Source organism: uncultured Castellaniella sp. (assembly GCF_937988725.1).
Classification (GTDB): Bacteria; Pseudomonadota; Gammaproteobacteria; order Burkholderiales; family Burkholderiaceae_B; genus Castellaniella.
In genome coordinates this window covers 524,381-546,821 of sequence record NZ_CALKHS010000010.1, presented here as the reverse complement: position 1 = coordinate 546,821, position 22,441 = coordinate 524,381, and the positions used below count along the sequence as shown (strand labels likewise).

Here is a 22,441-nt window from a genome sequence, read left to right as displayed (position 1 = left end):
TAGGGAGGCGTGATGCGATCCTGGATCTGGACCCTGATTCTGCTGTCCGCCGCCGTGGCGCTGGCCCTGGCGGTGCACGATCATGGCGGCAATGTCATCATCGTGGCGCAGCCGTGGCGGCTGGAACTGTCCCTGCCGCTGGCGGTCGTGCTGGCCCTGGTGGCGTTCGTGGCCCTGCACTGGCTCCTGCGGCTGTTGCGATGGATGGGCAACAGCCCGGACCGCCTGCGGGCCTGGCGCGGCCGGCGGGCCCAGCGCCGTGACGTCGAGCTGCTGGAACGCGGCTGGATCAACGTGCTGGAAGGCCGCTACGTGCAGGCCGAAAAAGACCTGTCCAGCCTGCTGGCGCGCACCCGGTCGGCCGATCGCAAGGTCCTGGCCGGGCTCAGCGCCGCCCGGGCCCTGCACCTGCTGGGCGAATACGCCCGCCGCGACCAGACGCTGCAGCTGGCCCAGGAAGGCGCCGGCCAGGACGGCCGCCTGCGGCAGGCGGTCGACACCGTGACGGCTGAAATGCTGCTGGACCAGAACCGCGCCCAGGAAGCCCTGGACCTGCTGGAACCCCTGCAGGACGCTTCTTCCCGATTTTTGCACGCTACGCGGCTGCTGCTGCGGGCGCACCGCCAGCTGGGCCACGCGGATCGCGTCTATGCCCTGACGCGGCTGCTGCTGCGGCGCAGCGCCATCGACGAAACCCAGGCGCGGCTGTTCATTTGCGAATCGGCCGCCCAGCGCCTGGATGCCGTCGATGCGGCCGGCTGGAACGCCCTCTGGGGCGACCTGACCGCCGACGAACGCCTGACGCCCCTGGTGGCGCTGGCCGGCGCCCGCGCCCAGGCGCGCCTGGGCCATCCCGCCGAGGCCGCGCGTATCCTGGAAGCCGCCTTGAACCGCCAGCTGGACGACCGGCTGCTGCGGGCCTATGCGTTGTGCGACGCGGAACAGGCCCGCCAGCGCCTGGGCCACGCCGAACTGTGGCTCAAGTCCCATCCCGATCACGCCGGCCTGCTGGCGGCCCTGGGCCAGCTCTGCCTGGCGGCCCAGCTCTGGGGGCAGGGGGCGCATTATCTGGAACGTAGCCTGGCGCTGCGGGCCGACATCCATATCCATGCCTTGCTGGGCAATCTGCATGACGCCCTGGGCCATCCGGACCAGGCCTTGCGGCACTGGCGCCAGGCCTGCGAGGCCGCCGACGCCGAACTGCCGCCGATCCAGCGCCCGCTGCCGGCGGCCGACACCCGGGGCGACCCGCAGTTCCTGCAGGGCCTGCGGGAAACCGCCAGGCCGTCCGCCGATGCGCCGGTGGCGGTCAGCGGCGCCTACTTGCTGGATGCCGTCGACGAATCGCTGGAAACCGTGCCGGCTCCCGCCGCGCCGCCGTCCGCGCCGCGTCCGCCCTCATCCGCCTCTGAAGACGACTATTTCGACACGGCCCCCATTCCGGGGGTGGACATGTCGCTGACGTCCGACCGCAGCGGGCAAAAATGAATTTCGTTTCATAGAACAGGCAACCAGAGGAACTTTATGAGCCTAGATCGTGTGCCGTCCGGCGACAAGCTGCCCGACGAATTCAATGTGGTCATCGAAATCCCGATGAACGCGGATCCCGTCAAGTACGAGGTCGACAAGGCCAGCGGTGCGGTCTTCGTCGACCGCTTCATGCTGACGGCCATGCACTACCCCTGCAATTACGGCTATATCCCCCAGACCCTGTCCGAGGACGGCGATCCCGTGGACGTGCTGGTGATCGCGCCGTTCCCCGTGCAGGTGGGTTCCGTGATCCGCTGCCGCGCCCTGGGCGTGATGAACATGGAAGACGAAGCCGGCAAGGACGCCAAGCTCCTGGCCCGCCCGGTCGACAAGCTCTATCCCCCGTACCGCCACATCGAATCGACCGCCGATCTGCCCGCCGAGGAACTGCAGCGCATCCAGCATTTCTTCGAGCACTACAAGGACCTGGAAAAGGGCAAGTGGGTCAAGGTCCAGGGCTGGTCGGACCTGGATGCCGCCAAGCAGGAAATCCGCGCTTCCGCCGCCCGCTACGAACAAGGCAAGAAAGCCTGACGACAAGCCGCAGGGCATCCGCCCGGTTCCGGCGCCCCCTTGGTCGATTCACCGAACGGGACGCCGGTCCGGGCTTTTTTGCCGCCGGGCCGCCCCAAGGCAAAAAGCGCCCCCCTTGGGGGGCAGCAAGCCGAAGGCGCAGCGTGGGGGCTTTTTTGCCGCCGGGCCGCCCCAAGGCAAAAAGCGCCCCCTTGGGGGGCAGCAAGCCGAAGGCGCAGCGTGGGGGCTTTTTTGGAGCAATCTTCATGGAAGAGACAGTCATTCCCCGTCCGGTCCCGGCATCCCTGGCCGTGCAGGGCAGCGCGGCGCGGTTCCCGATCCGCCGCATCTATTGCGTGGGCCGCAACTACGCCGAGCACGCCCGCGAGATGGGGGCCACCGGCCGGGAACCGCCGTTTTTCTTCGGCAAGCCCGCCGATGCGGCCCTGAGCGTGGCGGATGGCGCCGAAGGGGTGCTGCCGTATCCGCCGGCCACCAAGGATCTGCACCATGAAGTCGAGCTCGTGGCGGCGCTGGGTTCCGGCGGTCGCGACCTGACGGAAGAACAGGCGGCCCGCGCCATCTGGGGCTACGCCATCGGCCTGGACATGACGCGCCGCGACCTGCAGGCCGAGGCCAAGAAGGCCGGCCGCCCCTGGGATACCGGCAAGGGCTTCGACCATGGGGCCGTGCTGGGCCCCGTGCACCCGGTGACCGCCACCGGTCCGATGGCCTCCGGACGCATCACGCTGTCGGTCAACGGACAGCCGCGCCAGGCGGGCGACCTGTCGGACATGATCTGGTCCATCCCGGAAGCCATCGCCTACCTGTCCACGCTCTTCGAGCTGAAGGCGGGCGATCTGATCTTCACCGGCACGCCGGCCGGCGTCGGCGCCGTAGTGGCCGGCGACCGGCTGCGCGGCGAAATCGAAGGCCTGGGGGCCTTGCAGGTGCGCATCGCCTGATGCGCCGGCACGCATAAAGGCGGCCCGGCGTCCAGCGGTTTCGGGGCGTTTGGCCGCTTTTATCCCAGACGGAAAGTGCGAATAGGCGGGGCAGGCGGGGCGAGGCACACTGGGCTCCTGTCCTGTTTCGCCGGAGTCCGCCATGTCCGTCTGCCCCTGTCGTCCGCTCTTGCAATGCCTTCGCTCCGGCGCGCCCGGTTGCGGTTCTCGCTTCAGGGTTTCCCGGCCTCGGCCGTTCGCGCAGCCGCGCAGCCGTCAGGCGGCGCATGCGCGTCAGCGGGGCCAGGCCATGGTCGAGTACGTCATCGTTTTGGAAAGCCTTTATTCATGCGGGTTTTCAGCCATCAGAAACACGTTTTCTATTGGACGTCCAAAACTAAGCCGATTTTTTGCCGGGTTTCGACGGCCCGCTGACGGTCTTCGGCGCCTTGTCGCGCAGGTAGATTCGCGTCGTGTGGGCGTCGGTGTGGCCCAGCAGCTCGGTGGCATTCTTGCCCTCGCGGTCAGCTTCGGTGCCCGACATCGCCCGCAGGTCGTGCAGCGTCACGTCATCGATGCCGGCGGCGCGTGTCGCATCCTTGAAGTGGCGCCAGACATTCTGTCTCTCTCGCTTTGTTCCGGCGCGCCCGGACAGCAGGTACCGGGCCGATTTGATGCTGTATTTCAGCCTGCGAGCCCGTTCCACCACGGCGCGTAGCTCGGGCGTCCAGGCCACCACCAGCTTCTTTCCGGTCTTCTCCTGCTCGAAGAAGATGCCGTCGTCCTGCAGGTGGCCGTATTCGATCTTGAGGACGTCGCCGATCCGCTGGCCAGTCAGGTAGCAGATGTCCATGATGACCTGGATCCAGTCCGGCGCCTTGGCATAGATGGCCTGGTACTCGCGCCACGTGATCAGCCGATCGCGCTGGCCGGCCGGCAGCCGCTTGACCGACAGGGTGGGGTTGGCGAGCACGATTTCCCGATCCATCGCCCATTGGAAAATCAGCTTCAGCGTGGTCAGCAGATGGTTGCCGGTGGCCGCGCGTTCGCGCCACATGTCCTGCATCTGCACGATGGCGCCGTGCGTGACCTGCTCCGGCCGAAACTCGGCGAAGGTCTCCTTCAGAATGCCGGCGCAGCGCCGGTAGATTCGAGCGGTTGAAGCCGATACGTCCCGTGTGATGTTGGGCAGGGCCTTGTCGACCAGGGCAGGGAAGCCGTTCTCGGGCACGGCCACGATGCCTGCGTATTCCAGCAGGGCGGTGTGCAGGTCGTCGCCGAGGCGCGTCCACTTGCCCTTGTGGACGTAGTAGAACGCGCCGTGGCGCTGGTACACGCACGCCGGCAGGTGTCTATCCTTTTTGCGTGGCCGCATGTCCAGATCCTCTTAGTGTGGCGGGCACGCGCAGCTGTGGCGCCGGCGTACCGCGGCTGGCCACCTTCACGCCCAGCATCGCCTCCACAACGGCCACGGCCACCAGGGGGCTACCGTCTGTGCTGCGGGCCATGTGGGGTATGCCCATCTCGCGCAGCGCCCGCAGTTGCGCCTTGTATTTCGTCTTGCCGGTGATCTGCTCGACGTCTTCCGGGGTGCATATCAGCATACTGCCTCCTGTGAGCGCCCTTTGATCTGCTTGCCGCAACCTCGCGCCAGCTCTAGCTGTCGCTGATCTGTCATATGGTTTTCCACGCGGTTATCCACGGCTACTGTGGGTAAGTTCATGGTGCCAGCCCTCCGCGCACAGCGATAGCCTCGGCCACTGGCCGGACCCAGATCGGGGTGCTGGACAGTTGAAAGGTCTCGCCGCTCCTGGCCAGCAGGATGGTGCGGCCGATTTCGTTGCCGATGGCCTGGGCGGCCCGGCGCGGCACGGCGTTGCCGATGTGCTCGCGGTGGACCTGGTCGGAGCTGCCGTGCATCAGGAACGGCGCCTGGCCGGCCTCGGCGTAGTCGTCGGGGTCGTAGATGCTCTGCAGGGCGGCCAGCTCAAGCGTGGTGAACGGCCGGTGCCATGTGCCGTCCAGCGACGTGATGCGGCACACCAGGCGGTCATCTGGCGTCGGCATGGGCCTGGGGTCGGCGACGGACCAGCGGCCGTTGTCGTGGCACGCCGAGCCGGACACGGCGCCGCTGGACTGATCGAACGCCACCACACCGTAATGGCCGCCGGTCAGGTAGTTGTCGCCGCGGGCGCGCCGCATGCCGCTGCGCGGATCGGCGACCGCGAAGGCGCCTTGGCCGGTGGTGCTGGCGCCGATGACCGTGCCGGCTGGATCCTGCCAGTCGACGATCCGATATTTCCCCTTGCCGTGGAATCCAGATGTGGCCCTGGGGTCGGCCACGCACTGGCCGCTGCCGTGGGCGCCGGTCACCGCCCGGGCGGCATGCTCCCAGGCCACGATCCGGTATTCGTTGCTGTGCTTCGCCGGGCCCTGATGGCGGGGATCGGCCACGCTGAAGGTCCCTTGGCCGGGAGACTTCACGCCGCTGATCGCGCCGCTGGCGTCTTCCCAGCGCCGGACGCCGTAGGCCTGGCCGTCTTTCCAATGGGCGGACGGATCGAAGCGGGGGTCAGCGATCGAGAAAGCGCCGTTGGTGGGGCTATTGCGGCCGGCGATTGTGCCGGTGTTGTCCGCCCAGCCATGCACTCCGAGGTAACCCGCCCGATATTCCGGCACGATCAGGAAGTCCCGCAGGTGGCCGTCCTCGACAGCCAGCTTGTTCAGGCTGCGCCAGTCGCTGCCCGCCTCGACGAAGGCCAGCCGCACCCAGGTCTTCCAGCTGAGACTGGGGACGCGGTGCATGGGGCCGGCGGCCGGGTCCCCGGGCAGGTGCATGCGGCCCAGGACTTCGCCGACGCCGCGAAGCAGGCGCTTCGGCGGCTCGTAGATGAACGCCGGCACTTTTTCCGCATGGCGGGCGATCAGCAGGAACCGCTTCCGGCTCTGGGCCAGGCCGCCGAGTTCGCCGCAGTCGTGCGTGGTCTCGCGCACAACGTAGCCGTAATGGCGCAACATGCCGGTGATCTGGTCCAGCAGATGCCGGCCACGCGTGGCGATGCGCGGGACGTTCTCGAACAGGATGACAGGCACCGGGTCATCGGCCCAGGCCTCCAGCATCAGCCAGACGCCGCGCAGGGTCAGTTCGTTCAGGGCCTGGTAGCGGCGAGTCTTCGCATGCGCCGCCGGCAGCAGGCCGCTGAATCCCTTGCAGGGCGCGGACAGGAACACGATGTCGGGGCGCAGGTGCTGGGCGGCAATACGGATGTCGTCGGGCCCAGCCTCGACCCAGCCGGCCGGCGGTTCGTGGCCGTGCCAGGCCTCGTACTGCTGCCGACTGAACAGGTCACGCACGGTGCACGGTACGCCGGCCAGCATGCGGAAGTCCTCGGCACCCACCGGATCGACGTCCATGCCGCCCAGGCAGACCATGCGGCCCTGCAGGCCGGGGCTCTCGGGCCGGGCATCATTGAAGCCGGCGGCGCCGGATCCGGAGCCGCAAAATAGGTGGAAGTGCCTGATGTCAGCTAACATTAAATTCGGTTCCCAGAAAAATGGAGAGGGATCATGAAAGATCCGTTTGGGCTGAAAGAAAAATTGGCTGCGCTCGTGGAGGCGCAGGGCCGTCTTCAGGCTCTCCATGAGGAAATGGATGAACTTGAGAAGCGCTTCATGGCCGAAGACGACAAAGCCCCCGATGAAATAAATGCGCTTGGTCCTGAATATGTGGAACTGCAAGGTGAGGTCGAAGAGCTGCGGTCCCAGTACAACGAGGCATTGAGGCAAGCCGGGCTCTGAGCGATGGTTTTCTCGCGGTCGGTGCAAAATTTGCGCATCTCAATCTCCAATAGGGTGGGCAGGCGCAGCGGCGAGTTGGGATAGGGAGACCGTGCCGCCGCGCCCTTTGTGCCCGTTGATCTATGCCGCTGTCGTTTCCGCGACAGCCGTGCTTTCCGCAATCCGTCCGCCTTCGACCCAGTGGCCGGTCACGCACGGGAAACTCCCGAAATTCGGCAGCTTCTTGAAAGTCCCGAACACCAGCGCGGTGTCGATCCGGCCGGCCTCGGCCAGGGCGTCCAGGCCCGCGATGCAGTCGGCGCGGCTCGCAAGGTCCAGGATCCCGAATTCGTCGAGCGCCACCAGCTTGAGGTCCGACAGGTCGGCCAGGGCCAGCGCGATCTGCGCGTCGGCGCGCCAGCGCTCGGAGGCCGACAGCAGGACGTAGGGCCGCCCGCCCACGTAGACGTCGATGTCGCTGTTGACGATCTCGACGCGCGGGAAATTCAGCGTGCGCTGCAGGCCGGCCAGGATCCGGTTCACCGGGCCCAGGCCCTTGAGCAGGATGTCGGCCGGGATGCCATCGGACGACAGCGCGTCGACGGCCGCCTGCCAGTCCTGGGCGTCACGGTGCGCGGCTGCCGCCGCCTTCGTGCGGCCCTGCGCCTGGCCGGCGGCCTGCTGAGCGGCCTGCTGGTTGCGCAGATCGGCGCTGACCTGTGCCAGTTCGGTTTCGGCTGCCAGCAGGAAATCGCGGATGCGGTCCACGTCGGCCTGGCTGCCGCGCTCCACGTTCTGCTGCAGGCGGGCACCGGCGGCCCGGGCGGCCTCGATGTCGCGGCGGTCGTTATCCACGGACCGTTGCATGAGGTCGCGGGCCTTGCGGGCTTCGGGCAGCTTGGCCGCGGCTTCGGGGTCGGCCTGGGCGTCCACGGCGCCGTACTGGGCCTCATAGGCTGGCAACGCTTCGGCATGCTCGTACAAGTTGCCGCCGTAGTTATCGGTCAGGAATTTGACCGCCCGCGCCAGGTCATGCACCAGCCCGATACGTGGCCCGGTGCCTGCCCGCTGCTCGAGCTGCTGGACCTGCTCGGCCCACTGCTGCAGCTCGGCCTCGTCGCGCGCCAGCTTGTCCTGGGCTGCGGCCAGCCTGGCGAACGCCTTTTCGTCGGCCTCGCGGTTTTCCTGGGTACCCAGCCAGGCCTTCAGCTTCTGCTCGGCGGCACCCAGTTCGGTGCGGCCGTTGGCGATGCGGTGGCGCAGATCGTCGGCCTTGGCTTGCAGCTTGCTGATGGCGGCCTCATCGACAGGGGCCCCGGCCGGCGCCGCCCAGCCTTCGGCCTTCACGTGGCCATAAGTCTCGCCGGTCGTCGCCTTCCAGCTGGCCTTGGCGTCGCGGCAGCGCTCTTCCGCGAATTTCGCCGCCGCCTGGAAGCCTGCGCGCAGCATGGGCGTCACCGACTCGATCACGGCGTCCGTCAGGCCGCGCTCGCGCATGGCGGCCACGATGTCGTCCTTGTTGCTGGTGGCGCCGGTCAGCGTAAACAGCAGCTGGCGGCGGTCGTCGGCGCTGGTCTGGGCGAATGCCGCCGGCTCCAGGCAGTAGGGCAGCGCCAAGCGCTGGCGCTCCCAGTCGGCCATCTTCAGGTCATGCACCAGTTCCTGTTTGCCAGCCGGCGCGGTGAATGTGGCCTGGCCGCCGTTGATGTCCAGCACCACGCTGCCGCCCTTGGCGTCGTCGTGGACCAGCATGCCCAAGTCCTTCTTTTTCAGGACCCGCTCGGGCATGCCCAGCAGCGCGGCGCGGATGGCTTCGCGCACACTGGACTTGCCGGCGTGGTTCGCGCCGCAGAAGGCCGTGACCGGCGTAGGCAGGGCGACGTCCACCTGGGCCACGCCCAGGATGTTTTCGATTGCGATGTGGGTGAGTTTCATGCTGCCGCCCTCCCACCGAAGTCCAGTTCGGGCTGCGGCTCGATGAGAATATCGACTTCGTCGGCGACGAACTCCGCCAGTTGCGCAACCTCATCAGCCATGGGCTGGATGCTGATACCGAAGGTCATTTCGACCAAGTGGCCGTCCTTTGGCTTGAGGCTGAACTTGCTGACCTCGACGCTGCCGTATCGGCGGCCCAGGATAGTCAGATCGCAGTTCATGACCGTGGTCGAGAACCCAATTGGCTGCAGGGCGGGATTCTTCACGGCCCCAGCATCGGTATAGAGGGCGAAACGCAGGGCGTCGTCGAAGAAATCGAACATCGCGGCGTTGGTCGTGCATAGGAACTTGACGTCCACAGTGAGGACCTTTTCCTCTTCCGGGCCTTCCTTGCGGCAGTTCAGGTGCCGGATCTCCGCCGGGCCGCTGTAGGTGAACTTGTCCATGGCCATCACTCCATGTCGGCCGCATCAGCGCGGCGGCGGGGTTGGCGGGTGGTGGATGCGGGGGCTGCGGCTGTCTGGCGCTGCTGCGGCTCGTCGGGGAAGGGCAGGCCCGGATCGTTGTCGATCACGCCGTCGAGTTCGTCCAGGCGGCGCTGATAGGCGGCCTGAAGTTCCGCGGCGCGGGCGGGGTCGCAGTCCTGGATGCTGTCGGCGGCCACGCCCAGGACGTCGTGGTCCTTGGCGGCCTTGATGCTGGTCAGGACCTTGTCGGCGTCGAGATATTCGGGGGCGGCCGCCTGCTTGTGCTGGCCGACCGGCGCGGGATCGGCGGTGTCGGCTGACGTGGCGGCCCGTCCGTCGCCGGCGTCGTCTTCGTCGCCGTCGTCCACGGGCGTGATGTAGTCACCCTCGAGCACGTTATCCAGGGCCTGAGACCGGCCGGCCGCATTCAGTTCATCCAGGGCGGCGGCGCTGGCCAACTCGATGGAGACCGGCAGATACTTCACCAGGCGGCGCAGCACGGTCTTGCGGCCCATCTCGGCGTAGTGCTGCCCCCAGACCGTCGAGCGCTTATCCTTGGCGAACTTGTAGTTCTGGCTGTTGTCGCGGATTTCGTTGATCTGCTCGGCGCTCATGACCTCGAAGGCGTGGCCGCCACCCTGCAGCTTGGCAACCGCGTAGAAAGCGATCACCGGGCCGCGCGCGCCCATGGTGGGCTTGTGCGCCAGAGTCTCGTCCAGGCCGTAGCTGTATTCGAACTCGTCGTTCGCGCAGACCTCGTGGGCGGCGATGCTCACGATCTGGCCGCTGCGGCGCGCCAGGTCGATCAGGCCCTTGTAGCCCAGTACGATCTGGACTTCGGTGACGCCCTTCTTGCGGTTTTCGAACGGGATCAGGTAGGCGTGGCCAAGCGGCGTATTCGGCTCCAAGCCGAGCTGTGAGCAGTGCACGACGGCGCCCATGAGCGATTCGACGCTGCAGTTCATGAGCTTGGGCGTCGTGCGCAGCGCACCCAGCGCGATCTTGAGCATGCGGTCGGCGCCGACGTGCTTGGGCAGCACCGCGGCGAGCGTGCCCTTCTGGCTCTCGAAGAACTTCTTCACGTTGCCGATTCCGGCCTCGCGGGCGACCATCTTGGAGGTCTGCTTCAGTTCGGCAAGGGATGTGGGATTTGCGGCCATGGTGGCGGTCTCCTATCAGTAGGTTTCGATGTCGGTCAGCGCCCAGGCGGGCAGGGATACGGGCTGGATGCCAGTGGGGTAGCCCGGCCACTCGCCGGACTTCAGGCAGGCGGCGTAGGTGTCGAGGTTGCGGCGATACTCGGCGCGGCCCTGCTCGAGGGCGGCGTCATCCAGCATCACGGCGCTGGCCGCGTAGGGGTATTCGGTTTCGACGGCCAGGAACACGAAGGCCAGCACGTCCACGCCGGCGGCCTGGGCGTAACCGTCGCTGTAGTAGGCGGCCTGCACGTGGTAGCGCATGCGAGCGATCTGGCGGGCGAACTCGAGCGGCGAGGCGTTGCTGTAGGTCTTCACGTCCACTGGGATGACGCGCCCAGGCCCGGCGTCATGCACCCAGTCCGGACGGCAGCGGCACAGCACGCCCGTCACCGGGTCGCGCCAGTACGCGGAGACCTCCGGGCGGCCACGGTCCAGCGCGTCGCGGATGTCGGGCAGCTTGCGCACGCTCTCGGCCTGGCGCAGGGCGGTCTCGCGCTGGTCGTGCGTGATGACGACGCGGCCTTCGTTGGCGGCCAGCCATTCGCGCCACCAAGTCATGGCCTGCAGGCTGTCGCTGCTGGGATTCTTGGCGTTCCACTGCGCGCTGGTGGGCCGGCGCGGCGCGTCCGCAGGCAGCACGGCATAGCGGCGGTCGAACTCGGCGGGCTCTAGGATCGCGCAGTGCGCCAGGTGCCCGACCAGGCGCGCCGGCGTCTCGTCGTTGGCCTTCGGCGGCCGTGCCGTGTCCAGGTATTCGGCGTAGTAGTGCGCCGGACTGCGCTCGATCAGGTCCAGACCGGTTTTGCTGATGCCGGGGCCCGAGTGGTAGACGTCGATATCCTGGTTGTCGATGATGCCGATCGGGTCGACGGGTTCGGTGACGGCGTTCATGCGTATGCTCCCCATTCGGAAAACTTCAATGCGTCTTCCGCGGCATCCGCCCGGGCCTGATCGGCCTCGGCGGCGATGGCCGCGATCAGTTCTTGTTCGATGGCGCGGCGGTCCTCGCTCAGCATCAGCTGCTCGATGTCCGGCGCCGGCTTGCCCCGCAGGTCCAGGACCTGGAAATCGACCTCTTCGGCCTGGCCGGGGTCGGCCCAGTCCATCGGGCCATCCAGCACCGGGCGCTCTTCCTTGCGGTGATAGGTCAACCGGACCCGGCAGGGGACGCCCTGGATGTAGGTGGCGAGGATCATGGCCGCGCCCTCCGCCCCGACAGCGCCTCGCGGATGATTCCCGCCGCCCGTTCGCACTGCGCGACGTCGAAAAACCCGAAATGGCAGGCCTTGGGCTCGATGCCCATGCGCTCGGCCAGCCACAGGTAGGCCGCGTCGCGGTCGGCGCCGAAGCGTTCGTCTGTGATCGTCTTGAACAGGAACTTCGTGTGCTTGCGCTCGTCGCGCGTGTTGCGGTCGGCCAGCGTGCCCAGCGGCAGGTCGGTATCCGGGTGCAGGCCGACATAGGCGCGGCAGCCCGAGCACAGGTAGACGTATGGCCAATTACCGTACTCGCGGCCGTTATAGACCTCGGCATTACTCACGAGGCCGACGCATTCGCCGCAGTGCGGGCAATCCGTAGGCGGGTCGATGCGGTCTTTCACTCGCGCCAGTGCGCGACGAGAGACATGCGGCAGCGGGGCGGGCGCATCCAGCCTGTCCTTGCTCTTTGAGCGCGGGTCGATTCCGAGGATGATCATGGTTAAACCCCCACGAACATCAGGGCGACGAACCCGGCCAGCGCCAGGACGCCCACGGCGTCATAGCGATCGAATCGCCGGGTGCGCTCGGGCAGATGGATGGCCGGCGACAGCATGATGAGCAGGGCCGGGTCGCGCAGCACGCCGATTTCGACGCGCGGCGTCATGGTGCGACGCTGGTATGCGGGGACGCTCAGGCCAGGGTGGCTGGTGGCGGCGTCCAGGCGCTGGGCGCGGCGGCGGGCCTGGGTAAAGCGGGGGTTGATGGCGGGCCTACTCATCGTCGACCTCCACCACGCCGCCCTCGGCGTCCAGCGAGTACCAGACGTCCGGCTTGATGCCGTCCTGGCCGACGATCACGGCGCGGGCGTGGAGAATGCGGCCGTGATTGGCTTCGTCTCGCCAATCGTTGTGCCGGTAGACCAGGAAGAGGGCGGAGCCCTCGGCGCCGCGGGCACGGCACTCGATGCCGGCAGCAGTCGCGGTGGAGAACTTCCCCAGCGCCTGGGCTGCGCCCTGGTCGCCGCTGGCCTGGGCCGCGCCCTGGTCGCCGCCCGTGCAGGTCAGGGCGTCGGTGAAGCCTTTGTAGGCGGTGATGGTCTCAGGCTTGGCAGCCTGGGGGCGCTTCGGCATGGTGGTCTCCCAAATACAACCCAAATATGAGTTGTTGGGAGAATGCTAAACCCATAAATGGGCTATGTCAACCGCAATTTGGGTTGCCTTGTGAGGCTTCAAGAATTTCGCCAAGCTGGTCCGTGTAGTCCCGAACGGCTTGCAGGGCATCGCCCTGCAGATCTCCGAGGCTCAGGAGAGCGCTTTGTCGGTCATAGGTGATGAGTCTGACAAGGGCAGCCAGCTTTCGCTGAGAGGCGATGAGCGCCTTAGTATCGCCCACAGGCAATCCACGCACGTCTCCAGTTTCCACCACCATAGCTGAGCCCTCCGCCAATTCATTAAGTCAATAATAACTGTGTAAACATCCAGTAAAAAGCCTTGCGCAACGGGCGGACTCGTGGAATCCAGGACGGGCGCGGCCTTTGATGGCGAGATTGGGATTTTCCCTACCCGCTTGACGACAAGTCTACGGATCGCTGGGTGTCGATGTGTGAGTGACACAGCCCTTGGAGGGCCGTGACAGTCGGAAGTCCGCTTTAGCATGCTAAAAAGCCGCCCCGAGGGGCGGCTGGTTGGGGTTAGCAGACTGGGGCTGAATAGGCGGTCAACACCACCATCATCAGCACCAGGACGATGGTTTTGATCATGCTGCGCTCCTGTGCCCAGGTTGTTGTGGGCCTGCTGGCTGGGATGACATCAACCCAGTGCAGATGAGTCACGAACATTCGACGCTACAGGGCTTCAGTGCGTGCGCCTCCTATAATCGGCGACCATGGCAGCAAAGAAACATCAGGGTCGCCGCACCGCGAAGCGCAGGGCGGCCCCACGCAAGAAGCAGCCGAGCGGCGGCCTCGCAAAATTCCTCAAGACGGTATGTCTATCGGCGGCGGTGTCGTTTGCCGCCATGACCTGGGCGCTGCACCCGCAACTGCGGGGTCAGATTGACGTCGACCAGATCCTGGCGCGCCTGAACTTGGATCAGCCAGGGGAGGGCGCAGCCAGCCCACGGCCGCCCGCGCCCGCGGCACCAGGCGGCTACGTCCAGACGTCCTTCGCGCAGTGCCGCGAGTTCTTCCCGCGCCAGGCGCCGCCCGTCGTGCCGGCTCGGCCGGCCCAACGCGAACTGTGTTTCTCCTCCTTTGCCATCCTGTACAGTGGCCAGCGGAAAACCCCGGTGCTGGTCGCCGAGCGCCTGAACCGCCAGGCGCTGATCGCCGCCCAGGGCGTCGCGCGCACCGATAACTTCTACAAGGAGGCGCGGCTGCCGGCGGCCGAGCGGGCCGGGCTGGATGACTACAGGGGATCAGGCTTTGACCGCGGCCACATGGCGCCAGCCGGCGACATGTCGAATGCCGACGCCATGGCGCAGAGCTTCAGCCTGGTCAACATGGTGCCGCAGGCCCCGCAGGCGAACCGCGGCGCCTGGAACAAGATCGAGCAGGACACCCGCAAGTACGTGATGCGCGCCAAGGGCGACGTGTATGTGATCTCGGGGCCGGTCTATGGCGACCATCCCCAGACAATCGGTGCCGCCAGGGTAGCCGTGCCCGACTACACATTCAAGGCCGTCTATGACGCCACGACGGGCCGTTCCTGGGTACATTGGCTGGCCAACAGCCCCGACGCCCGGCCCGGCGCGCCGATCAGCTACGAGGAGTTCGTGCGGCGCACGGGGCTGCGAGTGCTGGGGTAGGGCCTCCAGGCATGAAGAAGCTCTCCGGGGAGGGCGGTGCTAGCGGTGCTTAGTTCGCGCCCGCATTCGGTTCCCAGGTTGGGGCGCGTTCGCCGAAACCGAATTGAGCTGCGATGCGTCGCCTGTAAGTGAGCCTGTCCATCTCAACTTCGCAGCCGATGGATGCCTCCACTTCGTCGGTACACACCTGAACCAATCCACGCAAGGCTGTCGGCTCTCGTGCGCCGATTTCCCGGCGCCGACGCTCCGCTTGTTCCGGGGTTATGGTGCCGTCGGTCATGTCAGCCAAAAGCGCGAGGAAATCCGTAGCCAGCGACTCATGCTTCGCGGCCATGCCGGGAAAGTCCAGCACGATGGATAGAATAGTTGCCGCGCCACTAATTAGAGCTACGGAAATACCTGCCCAGCCGGGGATGGTCGCCAGAGCGGTGAGAGCCACGATAGACAGAAATTTCGCACCGGCGTCATTCAGGCGGAAAAAATGCTCGCGCTTCTTGTGATAGTTATGTGACACCCGGACGAGAATTTCTGACTGTGTCATCCTTTATCACCTTTCGTTGGCTGTGGTCGCGGTGGCTGGGCGGACTCAATATTCTGAGGCCTTTGGTCCCGAGTGTAACCGCGCCCGCCGTTTGAAGGCTGCTGCTTTTGGTTCGGCTGTGGCTGCGGTTGTTGCCGGCCCGTGTTCGACGGTTTCCCTGTTGCCATTGTCCCTTCTCCTCTGTTGAAAATCAATTTTTCACGCCTCCCACGCCAGAAGACGCGGCCCACAGGCTCGGATAAATGCCGTGCATCGTCTTGATGCTGGCCTTGAATGCTGTCAGTCTTCCATTTCCAGCGTCCGGTATTCTCCGGTGTCGTAGTCGTATACCTCGAGTTCGACGGTGCTCCCCGAGCGCTGGATAGACTCCACTGACATGTCGTGGTATTCGCCGGAATCGTAGTCATAGACTTGAATATCGCTGCCAGTACGAACCAGATTGCCGGTTTCGATCTCGACGGCCGCGCCGCTGTCAGTATCTGCCCCATCCCACGCAAATGCCGGGGTTGCTACAACGCAGCATGTCAGGGCCAGTGCCCGTATAAATGACATTCATGGCTCCTTGCTCTATTTGCAATTCAGGTCGGCGCCAAACGAAATCATCAATGGCAGTGCCTGGTCCCGGTCTTGTGGTTCATGTGGCAGCCGTTTTTGTCGGTGCCGCCACTGTGCGCCCAGGCCGGTGCTGTTGCGATGACGCCGAAAACGGCCAGGACGGCGGCTGCGATAATCTTTTTCATGGTTCTCCTCACATATCCACATTAATAATAAGGTTTTGTTACCTTTGGGTTTAAAGTAACCCCACGTCAGCCGGCACTCAATCGGGGTTTCTCAGAGGTCGAAGCCGCGCTAGAAGGCGCTACCTACGAAGCGCTGGCCACTTTGCAAACGCAAACACCCAAAGGGCGACCAGGTTCACCACCGGAATGAATGCCACGATGACCCAGGCTTTGCTGTACCCGGCTTTTTCCAAAATGACTGCTGCCGGGATCCCGATCAGCACGAGATAGCCTACAAGCGAAAACAACATTCCTGAGCCATTCATCATTTGCGGTACCCCCTCAGTGCCCACCGGGCCTACAGGCCAACCCCACGCCAGCGGCGTGATCTTCATCACTTCGTGTCCACGATCTCACAACAATCACTTCGAGTCTTTTTTCGCGGCGGTTTCAGCCTCAAACCCCCTAAGCATCACGTCCAGCGCGTCATCCACCTGGCGCAGCTGCGCCGGCGTCAGCGCGCGGATCCGCTCTGCGGTGGATTTTTTTAGGGGCCAGGGGAGGGGGGTGTCAGTCGATGCCCTAGCCGAGGCTGCCGGCGTGTTTGGCTCAATGCCTGGAACGAAGAGTTGCCATACCTCAAGCCCGAACGCCTTGGCGATTCCATCCAGTTTGTCGATTGCGATCGCCGAGGCCCCGGCCTTGTCGCCGTTGCGCACACGGTCGTATGTTGACCGCGTGATGCCGTCGGAAGCGGCGCTGGCGGCTGCGTTGGACGAATAGTGGCCGCCCGGCCCAATCAGCCGGTTCATGTTCTCAGCGAGGATTTTCATAGCGCGGTCGCTCATATTTGAGATGTTCGCAGAATAAATAACCCAAGTGCGGGTTGACTTCCAACCCAAATATGAGTTGAAATAGGGCATGGACCAAAACCTTGACCTATTCCACGTCGTCCATGCCCGCTTGCGGGAGACGAAATACTCCACCTTGCCGGATGTGGCCAGGCATTCCGGGGTGCCTGAAAGCACCCTGAAGAAGATCCGATCCGGCGAGGTTCGGAACCCCAGAATCAACACTGTCTGGGCACTGTACGAGTACTTCCGCCTGCACCCCCAGCCAGCGGCAGGAGGCGAGCATGTCTAGCCGCATCCAACTCGTCGTGGACATTTCCATGGTTGCCTTCACGCCATTCGGCATCACGCTGATTGTCGAGGGACAGACGCCGGCCACTTTGACCTTCCCGCTGTGCGACGGCTGGGTGGGGAGTTCGAGTGCATTGCGCCTACTTCGCCAGTGTTTGCATTGCGGCAAGTACGACGGGCCACTGAGCAAGACCGGCGTCGATCAGTTTGTGGACAAGATGCTTTGTGGCATCGGCCGGAATTCCGCGAAGCTGATCGAGCCATTTCCGCTTTTCTTCTTCTGGCGCGTCCGACTCCTGGATCCTCGATGCCAGCATCAGCCGGACCTGATCGTCATGAAGCTTGATCGTCACCACCCCCAGGATGGCCGACAGGCCGCCGTCGTCGGCCAAGAAATCGAGGCCGTGCGCGGTGATGACTGCCATCCCGCGCCGGTCTTCGAGATATCGCGGAGGCATCAGAGTGATGAGTTGGTGCTCAGCGAGGTATTGCAGATTGGCCTGGAGCCTTTCTTTTCCGCCTGGAAGATTGCTTTCCGGGTACCTGCTTTCGACAGCCGTCAGGCCCATCGGCTCTGGATAGAGTTCGGCAAGCGCCTGAAGTACGACGCGCTGAAGGTTTCGGTCCAGCTTCATGTTGTTCGTTCCTTATTCAAAAAAACCGGAGGCGCTCATGTCTGAGCTGACCATCATGCTGATCGCGGCTGTCGCGTTTGGCGCCGGCTACGTCGTTGGTCACATCCATGCGCTGGTGAGCTACCACAAGCGTAGGGGGCCGCATGCTTGAGTCCAACCTCACCACGCAACCGATCGACTCGCAGGAGATTGTGCGACGCCTTGATCGGCTTGAGCAGATCGCTTCCGAGACGATGCGGGCGCTCACGGCGCTCACGACGGTTGTTCAGAATCTTGATGCACCAAGGAAGGCTGTGGAGGACTGGAAAGATCCTTGGGCGGGGCGATTCTGATGGTAGGGAGCACAAGAATATGCGGCTGATAACTAGCCCTTCTGAGAATGCGGATCGGCGAAGCCGTAAGCAGCTCAGGCAGACACCCCTCACGCAAATTATTGGTGGCCGCTGCATGCCAGTACGCCGTCGCCACGGCGTGTGTGCTGGATATGAAGTGGTTCTCGTCAATCGTCTTGAGCGTATCGAAGTCACCCATGCATTGAGGGGCCTCGGGATCGGTGATCTCAACGTTATAAATGCATGGAGAAAGGACTTCTGTAGCCAATTCCTGGCCTCCATGCAGCGCGGCTGCGGTGCTGGTGAAAAGGAAATTGCAGTGCAGTCGGCTGGGGAGGTGAGGCGCAGTAAAGAAACGCACCTGATCGAAAATCAGTTCTCGGACCACGGGCCATCCATTTCTGCCCTGCGTTGGGTTTTGGCCAAGGATGTTCTTGCCGAAATTCCCGGGCTCAATGATGGAGCCCGGGGCGAGCAGCATGGGCGAGACGTAAAGCAGTTCTTGCGGCGCGCTGGCGGTCATGATGTTTTTCTCTCCATAGAGTTCTTGGGTACATCAGATTCTACGGACCTGGAGCCGGCCACCCAACCCCAACACCCCTGGAAGCCGGACCCTGCTGACGACCGCGTGCCTATTGGCCCCGGCGACGTCATCACGTCAGTGCACCGTCACGGCACCGTCGGCCGGCAGCCCGTGCTGCCAGCACCAGGCCAGCCGTTCGAAAACCGCCTCGATGTGGCTGGCGTCGGCGTAGTCACCAAAGGCCTGCAGCGCCAGGCGCTCGGCTTCATCCATCAATTCGTGTCGTGTGTCGGCATCCATGGCGGCAGTGTCGCCGCGGCCGCAATGCGCGTCCATTCGTACTTCCCGTCCCTGTCATTTCTGTCACGGCGCCATTGTGCTGGTGCCTGGAGCCACTGTCATGCGTAGTCTGTCGCAGACCCTGATCGGAATCCTCCGCGAGGAGATCGCCGAATACCGCCGCGCGCACCGCCTGTCGCGCGAGACCGTCGCCGCGGCTGTCGTCGAGGCCCACGAGGCCCTGGGCGCCGACGCGTCAACCGGCATCCGGTTCGAGCCCAAGACGCTCGACGCCTTCGAGCGCACCAAGGTCAACGCTGACCGCGTCTTTCGCTGGCTCGACGACAGCACGAAGGACGCCAACCTGCTGCCAGCGAACTTCCTGGTGTCGCTGCTGGCCGGCCTGCCAGACGACGTCCGGCGGCGCGCGCTCGATCGCATCCTGCTGCCGCTGGGCTTTGCCGCCCGGGCTCTCGGTGAAGAGCAGGGCAGCGCGCCGGTGTCGGCCGGCGGTGTCGCCGCCCTCATCCGTGAGCAGAGCGAAGCCGCGGCCGCTGCCACCAGCCTGCTGGGTGAGCACGGCCCGGCCGCCCTGGCCGACGCCCGCCGCGAAGTCGCTGAGGCCGTGGACATGGGCCAACGCGTTCTGGAGCAGATCGAAGCGCAGATGGCGGCGGAGGCGAGGGGATGACTACTCGGCCCCCCGTGATTCGAGCAGATGACGCACTTCGGCGCGCGCCTCCTCCATTGCAACGTCCCTGGTGGGTGCATATTCCTCGCAATTTTTGTACCCCTTCCCGGGCACAGAAACGTACCAAGACCAATGCCTCGTGCCGATGCGCTGGAGCTGAATGTGGCGGTCGAGTTCTTCGTTCTGAATGCTCATTTTTGAGTCCGTTTTCAAGGTTTGACGTCCTCAAAATATCGCGTCACGACCGGATTCTTGCAAGCGGGGGAGTGGTATGAAGTGGACCGAACGTACCATCGCCGCGGCCCTCGCCCAGCAGACCTTCAACCGCAAGTACCTGGTCGTGGTCCCCAACTGCAACTGGACGGGCTACGAGGCCGACATCCTAGCCGTCACCGAGAACCTGCGGCTGATCGACGTCGAGATCAAGATCAGCCGCGCCGACCTGCGGGCCGACGCCCGGAAGGACAAGTGGTGGCGCCACGAGAATGTCGGGTCACCGCTTCGCCTAGAAGACTTCGACGCCAGCGGCCGGCTCGTCCGCCGCCGACACGCATACGCCCAGCAGTTCGAGCTGCGCACGTGGCCGCGCCGGGTCTGGAAGCACTACTACGCGCTGCCCGCCGAGATCTGGACCGATGACTTGCTGCCCGCCCTGGGCTCCGAGGCCTCCGGCGTCCTGCTGCTCAGCGATACCGGGCACGGACTGCAAATCCGCTGCAGGCGGCCGGCCAAGCCGTGCCGTGACGCCGAGAAGATCAGCCCGGCTGCCGCCGTCCATGTCGCCCGTCTGGCCAGCCTGCGCATGTGGGACGCCTATCAGAAGCTCGACGGGCTGGTCGCAAAGAATGAGGCGGTGACCGCATGACAGGCCTACCTGACCCCCTGACGCCCGCCGACTGCAACCTGCGCGGCATGCCATTCATGCCGTTGGACACAGAGCGGCTCCTGGACAGCGACATGATGGCGCTGTCCACCGGCGAGGAATTCAAGACGGCGTTGCGCTTGTGGTGCAAGTCCTGGAATCAGGAGCCCGCCGCCTCGCTGCCTGACGACGATCGCATTCTGGCGCACCTGGCCGGCAAGGAGCCGGCGGCGTGGCGCAAGGTCAAGGACGTGGCGCTGCGCGGCTTCATCAAGTGCGGCGACGGGCGTCTGTACCACCCCGTCATCGCCGAGAAGGCACTGGAGGCCTGGGGCGCACGCGAGGCTTTCCAGGCCAAGAAAGAGGGCGACAACGACCGCAAGAAAGAGGAACGCGAAGACCGCCGGATGCTGTTCGCCGCCCTGCGTGACATCGGCGTGATCCTGCCGGCGAAAGGCACTCCCACATCGCACCTGCGCAAGGTCGCGGCGTCACACGGAATCCAGATAGTCGTCACGGAGGGTCACAAGGTTGTCACTGTGACACCAGGCGGAAGTCACAAGGAAAGTCACAGCGGTGTCACGGCTAAGACAGGGACAGGGACAGGGACAGTAAAAGAAAAGGGAGCGGCGGCGGCACCTCCCCCGCGTGCGTACGTACCTGCGCCCGCGCACGAGGACCCGCCGCCCGCCGCGCCGCCTGGCATCCCGGAAGTCCCTGTCGAACCCCAGGAGCCGCCGGCGACGATCCCCGACGAAGCACCCCGGCGAGCCACGCAGATCGCCGTGCTGCTGCGCCGCAACGGCGCCGATCCCCGGACCTTGCCCAACGACCGGCGTATCGCTGACTGGGCGCGGGACGGCGTAGCCGACGCCGAGGTGCTGCTGGCCCTGGAAACCGCGAAGGAGCGCCGCAAGGCTCAGGGCAGCGACCAGCCCATCGGCACCGCCTACCTGGCGCCGATCATCGCCGACCTGCGGGCTGCGCCGCCGGAGACTGGGGCCAGCAAGCCTGCCGCCGCATCCAAGCCCTGGCCCTGCAGCTGGTCGGGAATCGTGGCTAAGGGCGCTGAGTTGGGGCTGGCCCAGGGAGTGGACGAGCTGGCGCCGGAATTCAAAGTCCGCGTTTTTGCCGCCGCGGACCTGACCGACGACGAGCGTTCCCGGCTGCGCGCCGACTACGGGGTGAGCGTATGACCCCCACACCCGTCCAATGCATCAACTGCACGCGCTTCAGTCTGCGCGGCCACACCGGCATGGCCAGCCAAGGCTACGGCCAATGCGCGCTGGCCGCCGGCGCCGGGCACTTCGAAAGCGCCGTCTTCCAGCGCCACTGCGCGGACTTCGAAGCGGTGGCGGCTGACGTCGCCGAGCGCCGCCGGCAGTGGCTCGACGCCAAGCAAAAAACCTTTCACGAAGCCATCGAACGGAGCAAAGCACCATGACTTTTCATGACCAACCGACGAGCATGCAAGACCTGGCGTTCCCGCGCGCCGGGCAGGGCAGGGGTGATACCGGGGCGATACCCCGGGCGGCCGGCACGGTCCAGTTCTTCGTCCCCGGCAAGCCCCAGGGCAAGGGCCGGCCCCGCGCCGTCGCCCGCGGCAAGTTCGTGCGCATGTACACGCCGGAGAAGACGGCCAGCTACGAGTCCACGGTCGCGCTGGCAGCCAGCCAGGCCATGGCAGGCCGCCCGCCCATCGAAGGCCCCGTGGTGGCCACCCTGTTCATCGCGCTGCCCATCCCGACGTCCTGGTCGAAGAAGAAGCAGGCCCAGGCCCTGGCCGACGAGCTGCTGCCCATCACGAAACCGGATTCGGATAACGTCGTGAAAGCCGTGTTCGACGCCATCAACGGCGTGGTGTGGGCCGACGACACCCAGGTGGTCGATCACACGGCGAAGAAGCGCTACCGGGGCCGGCCCGGTGTCTCGGTCACGATTTCGCCGATCAACGCCCAGGAGGCCCGCTGATGCCCTACACCCCAGCCCAGCGCCAGGCCCTGAACGAGGCCAAATCCCGCATCGCTGTCGCCCTGACCGCCGCCGGCGTGCCCAGCATGTTCTGCGACACCATGGCGGACCTGCGCACCCGGGCGCGGCGCGTCTTCGGGCCGCCTCTGAACGGCGAGACGAACACCGAATACTTCAACCGCGTGGCCGACCTGAAGCCGCGGGCGAAGGCCGCGACCACCGGCCAGGTTGTGGTGCCGAGGGTCAACCAGCCGCTGAGGATCCGGCCGTGGCGGCCGACGCCGCATCTGAGGGCGGCAGAAATCGATGCGCTGCCGACGCCGGTCAGCATGAGCGGGCGGGTGAAGTCGTACGTTGGGTTCGAGGAGCGGAAGTGA

General features: G+C 65.5%; 32 protein-coding genes. 12 read left to right on the top strand and 20 right to left on the bottom strand.

Annotation, left to right across the window (positions count from 1 at the left end; genetic code table 11):
- Nucleotides 1-12: 12 nt before the first annotated feature.
- The 3 genes from Q0263_RS13055 (at nt 13) to Q0263_RS13045 (ending at nt 3,008) form a co-directional block, all read left to right on the top strand.
- The gene (locus Q0263_RS13055; RefSeq protein ID WP_298016863.1) at nt 13-1,488 is read left to right on the top strand and encodes a heme biosynthesis HemY N-terminal domain-containing protein; all 1,476 of its coding nucleotides are present in this window, start codon (nt 13-15) and stop codon (nt 1,486-1,488) included.
- A gap of 36 nt (nt 1,489-1,524) precedes the next feature.
- Nucleotides 1,525-2,064 (top strand): inorganic diphosphatase, encoded by a 540-nt coding sequence (gene ppa / locus Q0263_RS13050; protein ID WP_298016860.1) that lies wholly within the window; start codon nt 1,525-1,527, stop codon nt 2,062-2,064.
- Between the two features lie 245 nt (nt 2,065-2,309).
- Nucleotides 2,310-3,008, top strand: coding sequence for a fumarylacetoacetate hydrolase family protein (locus tag Q0263_RS13045; RefSeq protein WP_298016857.1), 699 nt, complete (start codon nt 2,310-2,312; stop codon nt 3,006-3,008).
- A gap of 376 nt (nt 3,009-3,384) precedes the next feature.
- Here Q0263_RS13045 and Q0263_RS13040 read toward each other — a convergent pair whose 3' ends face one another.
- From Q0263_RS13040 to Q0263_RS13030, 3 genes are all read right to left on the bottom strand, one after another.
- Nucleotides 3,385-4,362: a tyrosine-type recombinase/integrase gene (locus Q0263_RS13040; RefSeq protein ID WP_298016840.1), complete on the bottom strand. Its 978-nt coding sequence runs from the start codon at nt 4,360-4,362 to the stop codon at nt 3,385-3,387.
- Nucleotides 4,340-4,591: a DUF4224 domain-containing protein gene (locus Q0263_RS13035; RefSeq protein WP_298016823.1), complete on the bottom strand. Its 252-nt coding sequence runs from the start codon at nt 4,589-4,591 to the stop codon at nt 4,340-4,342. The genes Q0263_RS13040 and Q0263_RS13035 overlap by 23 nt, the downstream gene beginning before the upstream one ends.
- 115 nt (nt 4,592-4,706) lie before the next feature.
- Nucleotides 4,707-6,521: a DNA cytosine methyltransferase gene (locus Q0263_RS13030; RefSeq protein WP_298016821.1), complete on the bottom strand. Its 1,815-nt coding sequence runs from the start codon at nt 6,519-6,521 to the stop codon at nt 4,707-4,709.
- A gap of 33 nt (nt 6,522-6,554) precedes the next feature.
- Between Q0263_RS13030 and Q0263_RS13025 the strand changes: the two genes are divergently transcribed.
- On the top strand, nt 6,555-6,785 hold the full coding sequence (locus Q0263_RS13025) for a hypothetical protein (protein ID WP_298016818.1): 231 nt from the start codon (nt 6,555-6,557) through the stop codon (nt 6,783-6,785).
- Nucleotides 6,786-6,905: 120 nt separating this feature from the next.
- Here the strand turns inward: Q0263_RS13025 and Q0263_RS13020 are convergent, their stop codons facing one another.
- The 9 genes from Q0263_RS13020 to Q0263_RS12980 all read right to left on the bottom strand — a co-directional run bounded on the left by Q0263_RS13020 (nt 6,906) and on the right by Q0263_RS12980 (nt 12,992).
- Nucleotides 6,906-8,699, bottom strand: coding sequence for an AAA family ATPase (locus Q0263_RS13020; RefSeq protein ID WP_298016815.1), 1,794 nt, complete (start codon nt 8,697-8,699; stop codon nt 6,906-6,908).
- The gene (locus Q0263_RS13015; RefSeq protein WP_298016812.1) at nt 8,696-9,145 is read right to left on the bottom strand and encodes a hypothetical protein; all 450 of its coding nucleotides are present in this window, start codon (nt 9,143-9,145) and stop codon (nt 8,696-8,698) included. The genes Q0263_RS13020 and Q0263_RS13015 overlap by 4 nt, the downstream gene beginning before the upstream one ends.
- A 5-nt stretch (nt 9,146-9,150) precedes the next feature.
- Nucleotides 9,151-10,326, bottom strand: coding sequence for a recombination protein RecT (recT, locus tag Q0263_RS13010; protein ID WP_298016811.1), 1,176 nt, complete (start codon nt 10,324-10,326; stop codon nt 9,151-9,153).
- Nucleotides 10,327-10,341: 15 nt separating this feature from the next.
- Nucleotides 10,342-11,256 carry a PD-(D/E)XK nuclease-like domain-containing protein gene (locus Q0263_RS13005; protein WP_298016808.1) on the bottom strand — a complete coding sequence of 305 codons (915 nt, stop codon included), beginning with the start codon at nt 11,254-11,256 and terminating at the stop codon, nt 10,342-10,344.
- Nucleotides 11,253-11,561, bottom strand: coding sequence for a hypothetical protein (locus Q0263_RS13000; protein WP_298016805.1), 309 nt, complete (start codon nt 11,559-11,561; stop codon nt 11,253-11,255). The genes Q0263_RS13005 and Q0263_RS13000 overlap by 4 nt, the downstream gene beginning before the upstream one ends.
- Entirely contained in the window at nt 11,558-12,061 is a 504-nt protein-coding gene (locus Q0263_RS12995; RefSeq protein WP_298016802.1) for a zinc-finger-containing protein, read from the bottom strand. The genes Q0263_RS13000 and Q0263_RS12995 overlap by 4 nt, the downstream gene beginning before the upstream one ends.
- Before the next feature lie 2 nt (nt 12,062-12,063).
- Nucleotides 12,064-12,342: a hypothetical protein gene (locus Q0263_RS12990; RefSeq protein WP_298016800.1), complete on the bottom strand. Its 279-nt coding sequence runs from the start codon at nt 12,340-12,342 to the stop codon at nt 12,064-12,066.
- Entirely contained in the window at nt 12,335-12,694 is a 360-nt protein-coding gene (locus tag Q0263_RS12985; protein WP_298016797.1) for a hypothetical protein, read from the bottom strand. The genes Q0263_RS12990 and Q0263_RS12985 overlap by 8 nt, the downstream gene beginning before the upstream one ends.
- A 67-nt stretch (nt 12,695-12,761) precedes the next feature.
- Nucleotides 12,762-12,992, bottom strand: coding sequence for a hypothetical protein (locus tag Q0263_RS12980; RefSeq protein ID WP_298016795.1), 231 nt, complete (start codon nt 12,990-12,992; stop codon nt 12,762-12,764).
- A gap of 456 nt (nt 12,993-13,448) precedes the next feature.
- On the opposite strand from Q0263_RS12980, the gene Q0263_RS12975 reads away from it, so the two are divergent.
- Nucleotides 13,449-14,369 carry a DNA/RNA non-specific endonuclease gene (locus Q0263_RS12975; RefSeq protein WP_298016792.1) on the top strand — a complete coding sequence of 307 codons (921 nt, stop codon included), beginning with the start codon at nt 13,449-13,451 and terminating at the stop codon, nt 14,367-14,369.
- Nucleotides 14,370-14,418: 49 nt separating this feature from the next.
- On the opposite strand, the gene Q0263_RS12970 is transcribed toward Q0263_RS12975, so the two are convergent.
- From Q0263_RS12970 to Q0263_RS12950, 5 genes are all read right to left on the bottom strand, one after another.
- Nucleotides 14,419-14,910 (bottom strand): hypothetical protein, encoded by a 492-nt coding sequence (locus Q0263_RS12970; protein WP_298016789.1) that lies wholly within the window; start codon nt 14,908-14,910, stop codon nt 14,419-14,421.
- Between the two features lie 279 nt (nt 14,911-15,189).
- Nucleotides 15,190-15,462 carry a DUF5334 family protein gene (locus tag Q0263_RS12965; RefSeq protein ID WP_298016772.1) on the bottom strand — a complete coding sequence of 91 codons (273 nt, stop codon included), beginning with the start codon at nt 15,460-15,462 and terminating at the stop codon, nt 15,190-15,192.
- 50 nt (nt 15,463-15,512) lie between these two features.
- On the bottom strand, nt 15,513-15,650 hold the full coding sequence (locus Q0263_RS12960) for a YHYH domain-containing protein (RefSeq protein ID WP_298016744.1): 138 nt from the start codon (nt 15,648-15,650) through the stop codon (nt 15,513-15,515).
- Nucleotides 15,651-15,769: 119 nt separating this feature from the next.
- Nucleotides 15,770-16,024, bottom strand: a complete 255-nt coding sequence (locus Q0263_RS12955; RefSeq protein ID WP_298016741.1) for a hypothetical protein — start codon at nt 16,022-16,024, stop codon at nt 15,770-15,772.
- A gap of 27 nt (nt 16,025-16,051) precedes the next feature.
- Nucleotides 16,052-16,552, bottom strand: coding sequence for a hypothetical protein (locus Q0263_RS12950; RefSeq protein ID WP_298016738.1), 501 nt, complete (start codon nt 16,550-16,552; stop codon nt 16,052-16,054).
- A 212-nt stretch (nt 16,553-16,764) separates the two neighbouring features.
- On the opposite strand from Q0263_RS12950, the gene Q0263_RS12945 reads away from it, so the two are divergent.
- Nucleotides 16,765-17,451, top strand: a complete 687-nt coding sequence (locus Q0263_RS12945; protein WP_298016735.1) for a hypothetical protein — start codon at nt 16,765-16,767, stop codon at nt 17,449-17,451.
- A 207-nt stretch (nt 17,452-17,658) separates the two neighbouring features.
- Here the strand turns inward: Q0263_RS12945 and Q0263_RS12940 are convergent, their stop codons facing one another.
- Nucleotides 17,659-18,261: a hypothetical protein gene (locus tag Q0263_RS12940; RefSeq protein ID WP_298016733.1), complete on the bottom strand. Its 603-nt coding sequence runs from the start codon at nt 18,259-18,261 to the stop codon at nt 17,659-17,661.
- A gap of 135 nt (nt 18,262-18,396) precedes the next feature.
- Entirely contained in the window at nt 18,397-18,597 is a 201-nt protein-coding gene (locus Q0263_RS12935) for a hypothetical protein (protein ID WP_298016730.1), read from the bottom strand.
- Between the two features lie 64 nt (nt 18,598-18,661).
- Between Q0263_RS12935 and Q0263_RS12930 the strand changes: the two genes are divergently transcribed.
- On the top strand, nt 18,662-19,231 hold the full coding sequence (locus Q0263_RS12930) for a hypothetical protein (protein WP_298016727.1): 570 nt from the start codon (nt 18,662-18,664) through the stop codon (nt 19,229-19,231).
- On the opposite strand, the gene Q0263_RS12925 is transcribed toward Q0263_RS12930, so the two are convergent.
- A complete protein-coding gene (locus Q0263_RS12925; protein WP_298016725.1) occupies nt 19,232-19,426 on the bottom strand; it encodes a hypothetical protein in 195 nt (64 codons plus the stop codon). It abuts the gene before it with no gap.
- 76 nt (nt 19,427-19,502) lie between these two features.
- Here Q0263_RS12925 and Q0263_RS12920 point away from each other — a divergent pair, with 76 nt between their 5' ends.
- From Q0263_RS12920 to Q0263_RS12900, 5 genes are read left to right on the top strand one after another with little or no spacing between them, the layout of a single operon-like run.
- Nucleotides 19,503-20,096 carry a hypothetical protein gene (locus Q0263_RS12920; protein WP_298016723.1) on the top strand — a complete coding sequence of 198 codons (594 nt, stop codon included), beginning with the start codon at nt 19,503-19,505 and terminating at the stop codon, nt 20,094-20,096.
- A complete protein-coding gene (locus tag Q0263_RS12915; RefSeq protein WP_298016721.1) occupies nt 20,093-21,289 on the top strand; it encodes a DUF1376 domain-containing protein in 1,197 nt (398 codons plus the stop codon). Before Q0263_RS12920 ends, Q0263_RS12915 begins: the two co-directional genes overlap by 4 nt.
- The gene (locus Q0263_RS12910; RefSeq protein ID WP_298016718.1) at nt 21,286-21,537 is read left to right on the top strand and encodes a hypothetical protein; all 252 of its coding nucleotides are present in this window, start codon (nt 21,286-21,288) and stop codon (nt 21,535-21,537) included. Before Q0263_RS12915 ends, Q0263_RS12910 begins: the two co-directional genes overlap by 4 nt.
- Nucleotides 21,534-22,064 carry a RusA family crossover junction endodeoxyribonuclease gene (locus Q0263_RS12905; RefSeq protein WP_298016716.1) on the top strand — a complete coding sequence of 177 codons (531 nt, stop codon included), beginning with the start codon at nt 21,534-21,536 and terminating at the stop codon, nt 22,062-22,064. The genes Q0263_RS12910 and Q0263_RS12905 overlap by 4 nt, the downstream gene beginning before the upstream one ends.
- Entirely contained in the window at nt 22,064-22,441 is a 378-nt protein-coding gene (locus Q0263_RS12900) for a hypothetical protein (protein ID WP_298016714.1), read from the top strand. Before Q0263_RS12905 ends, Q0263_RS12900 begins: the two co-directional genes overlap by 1 nt.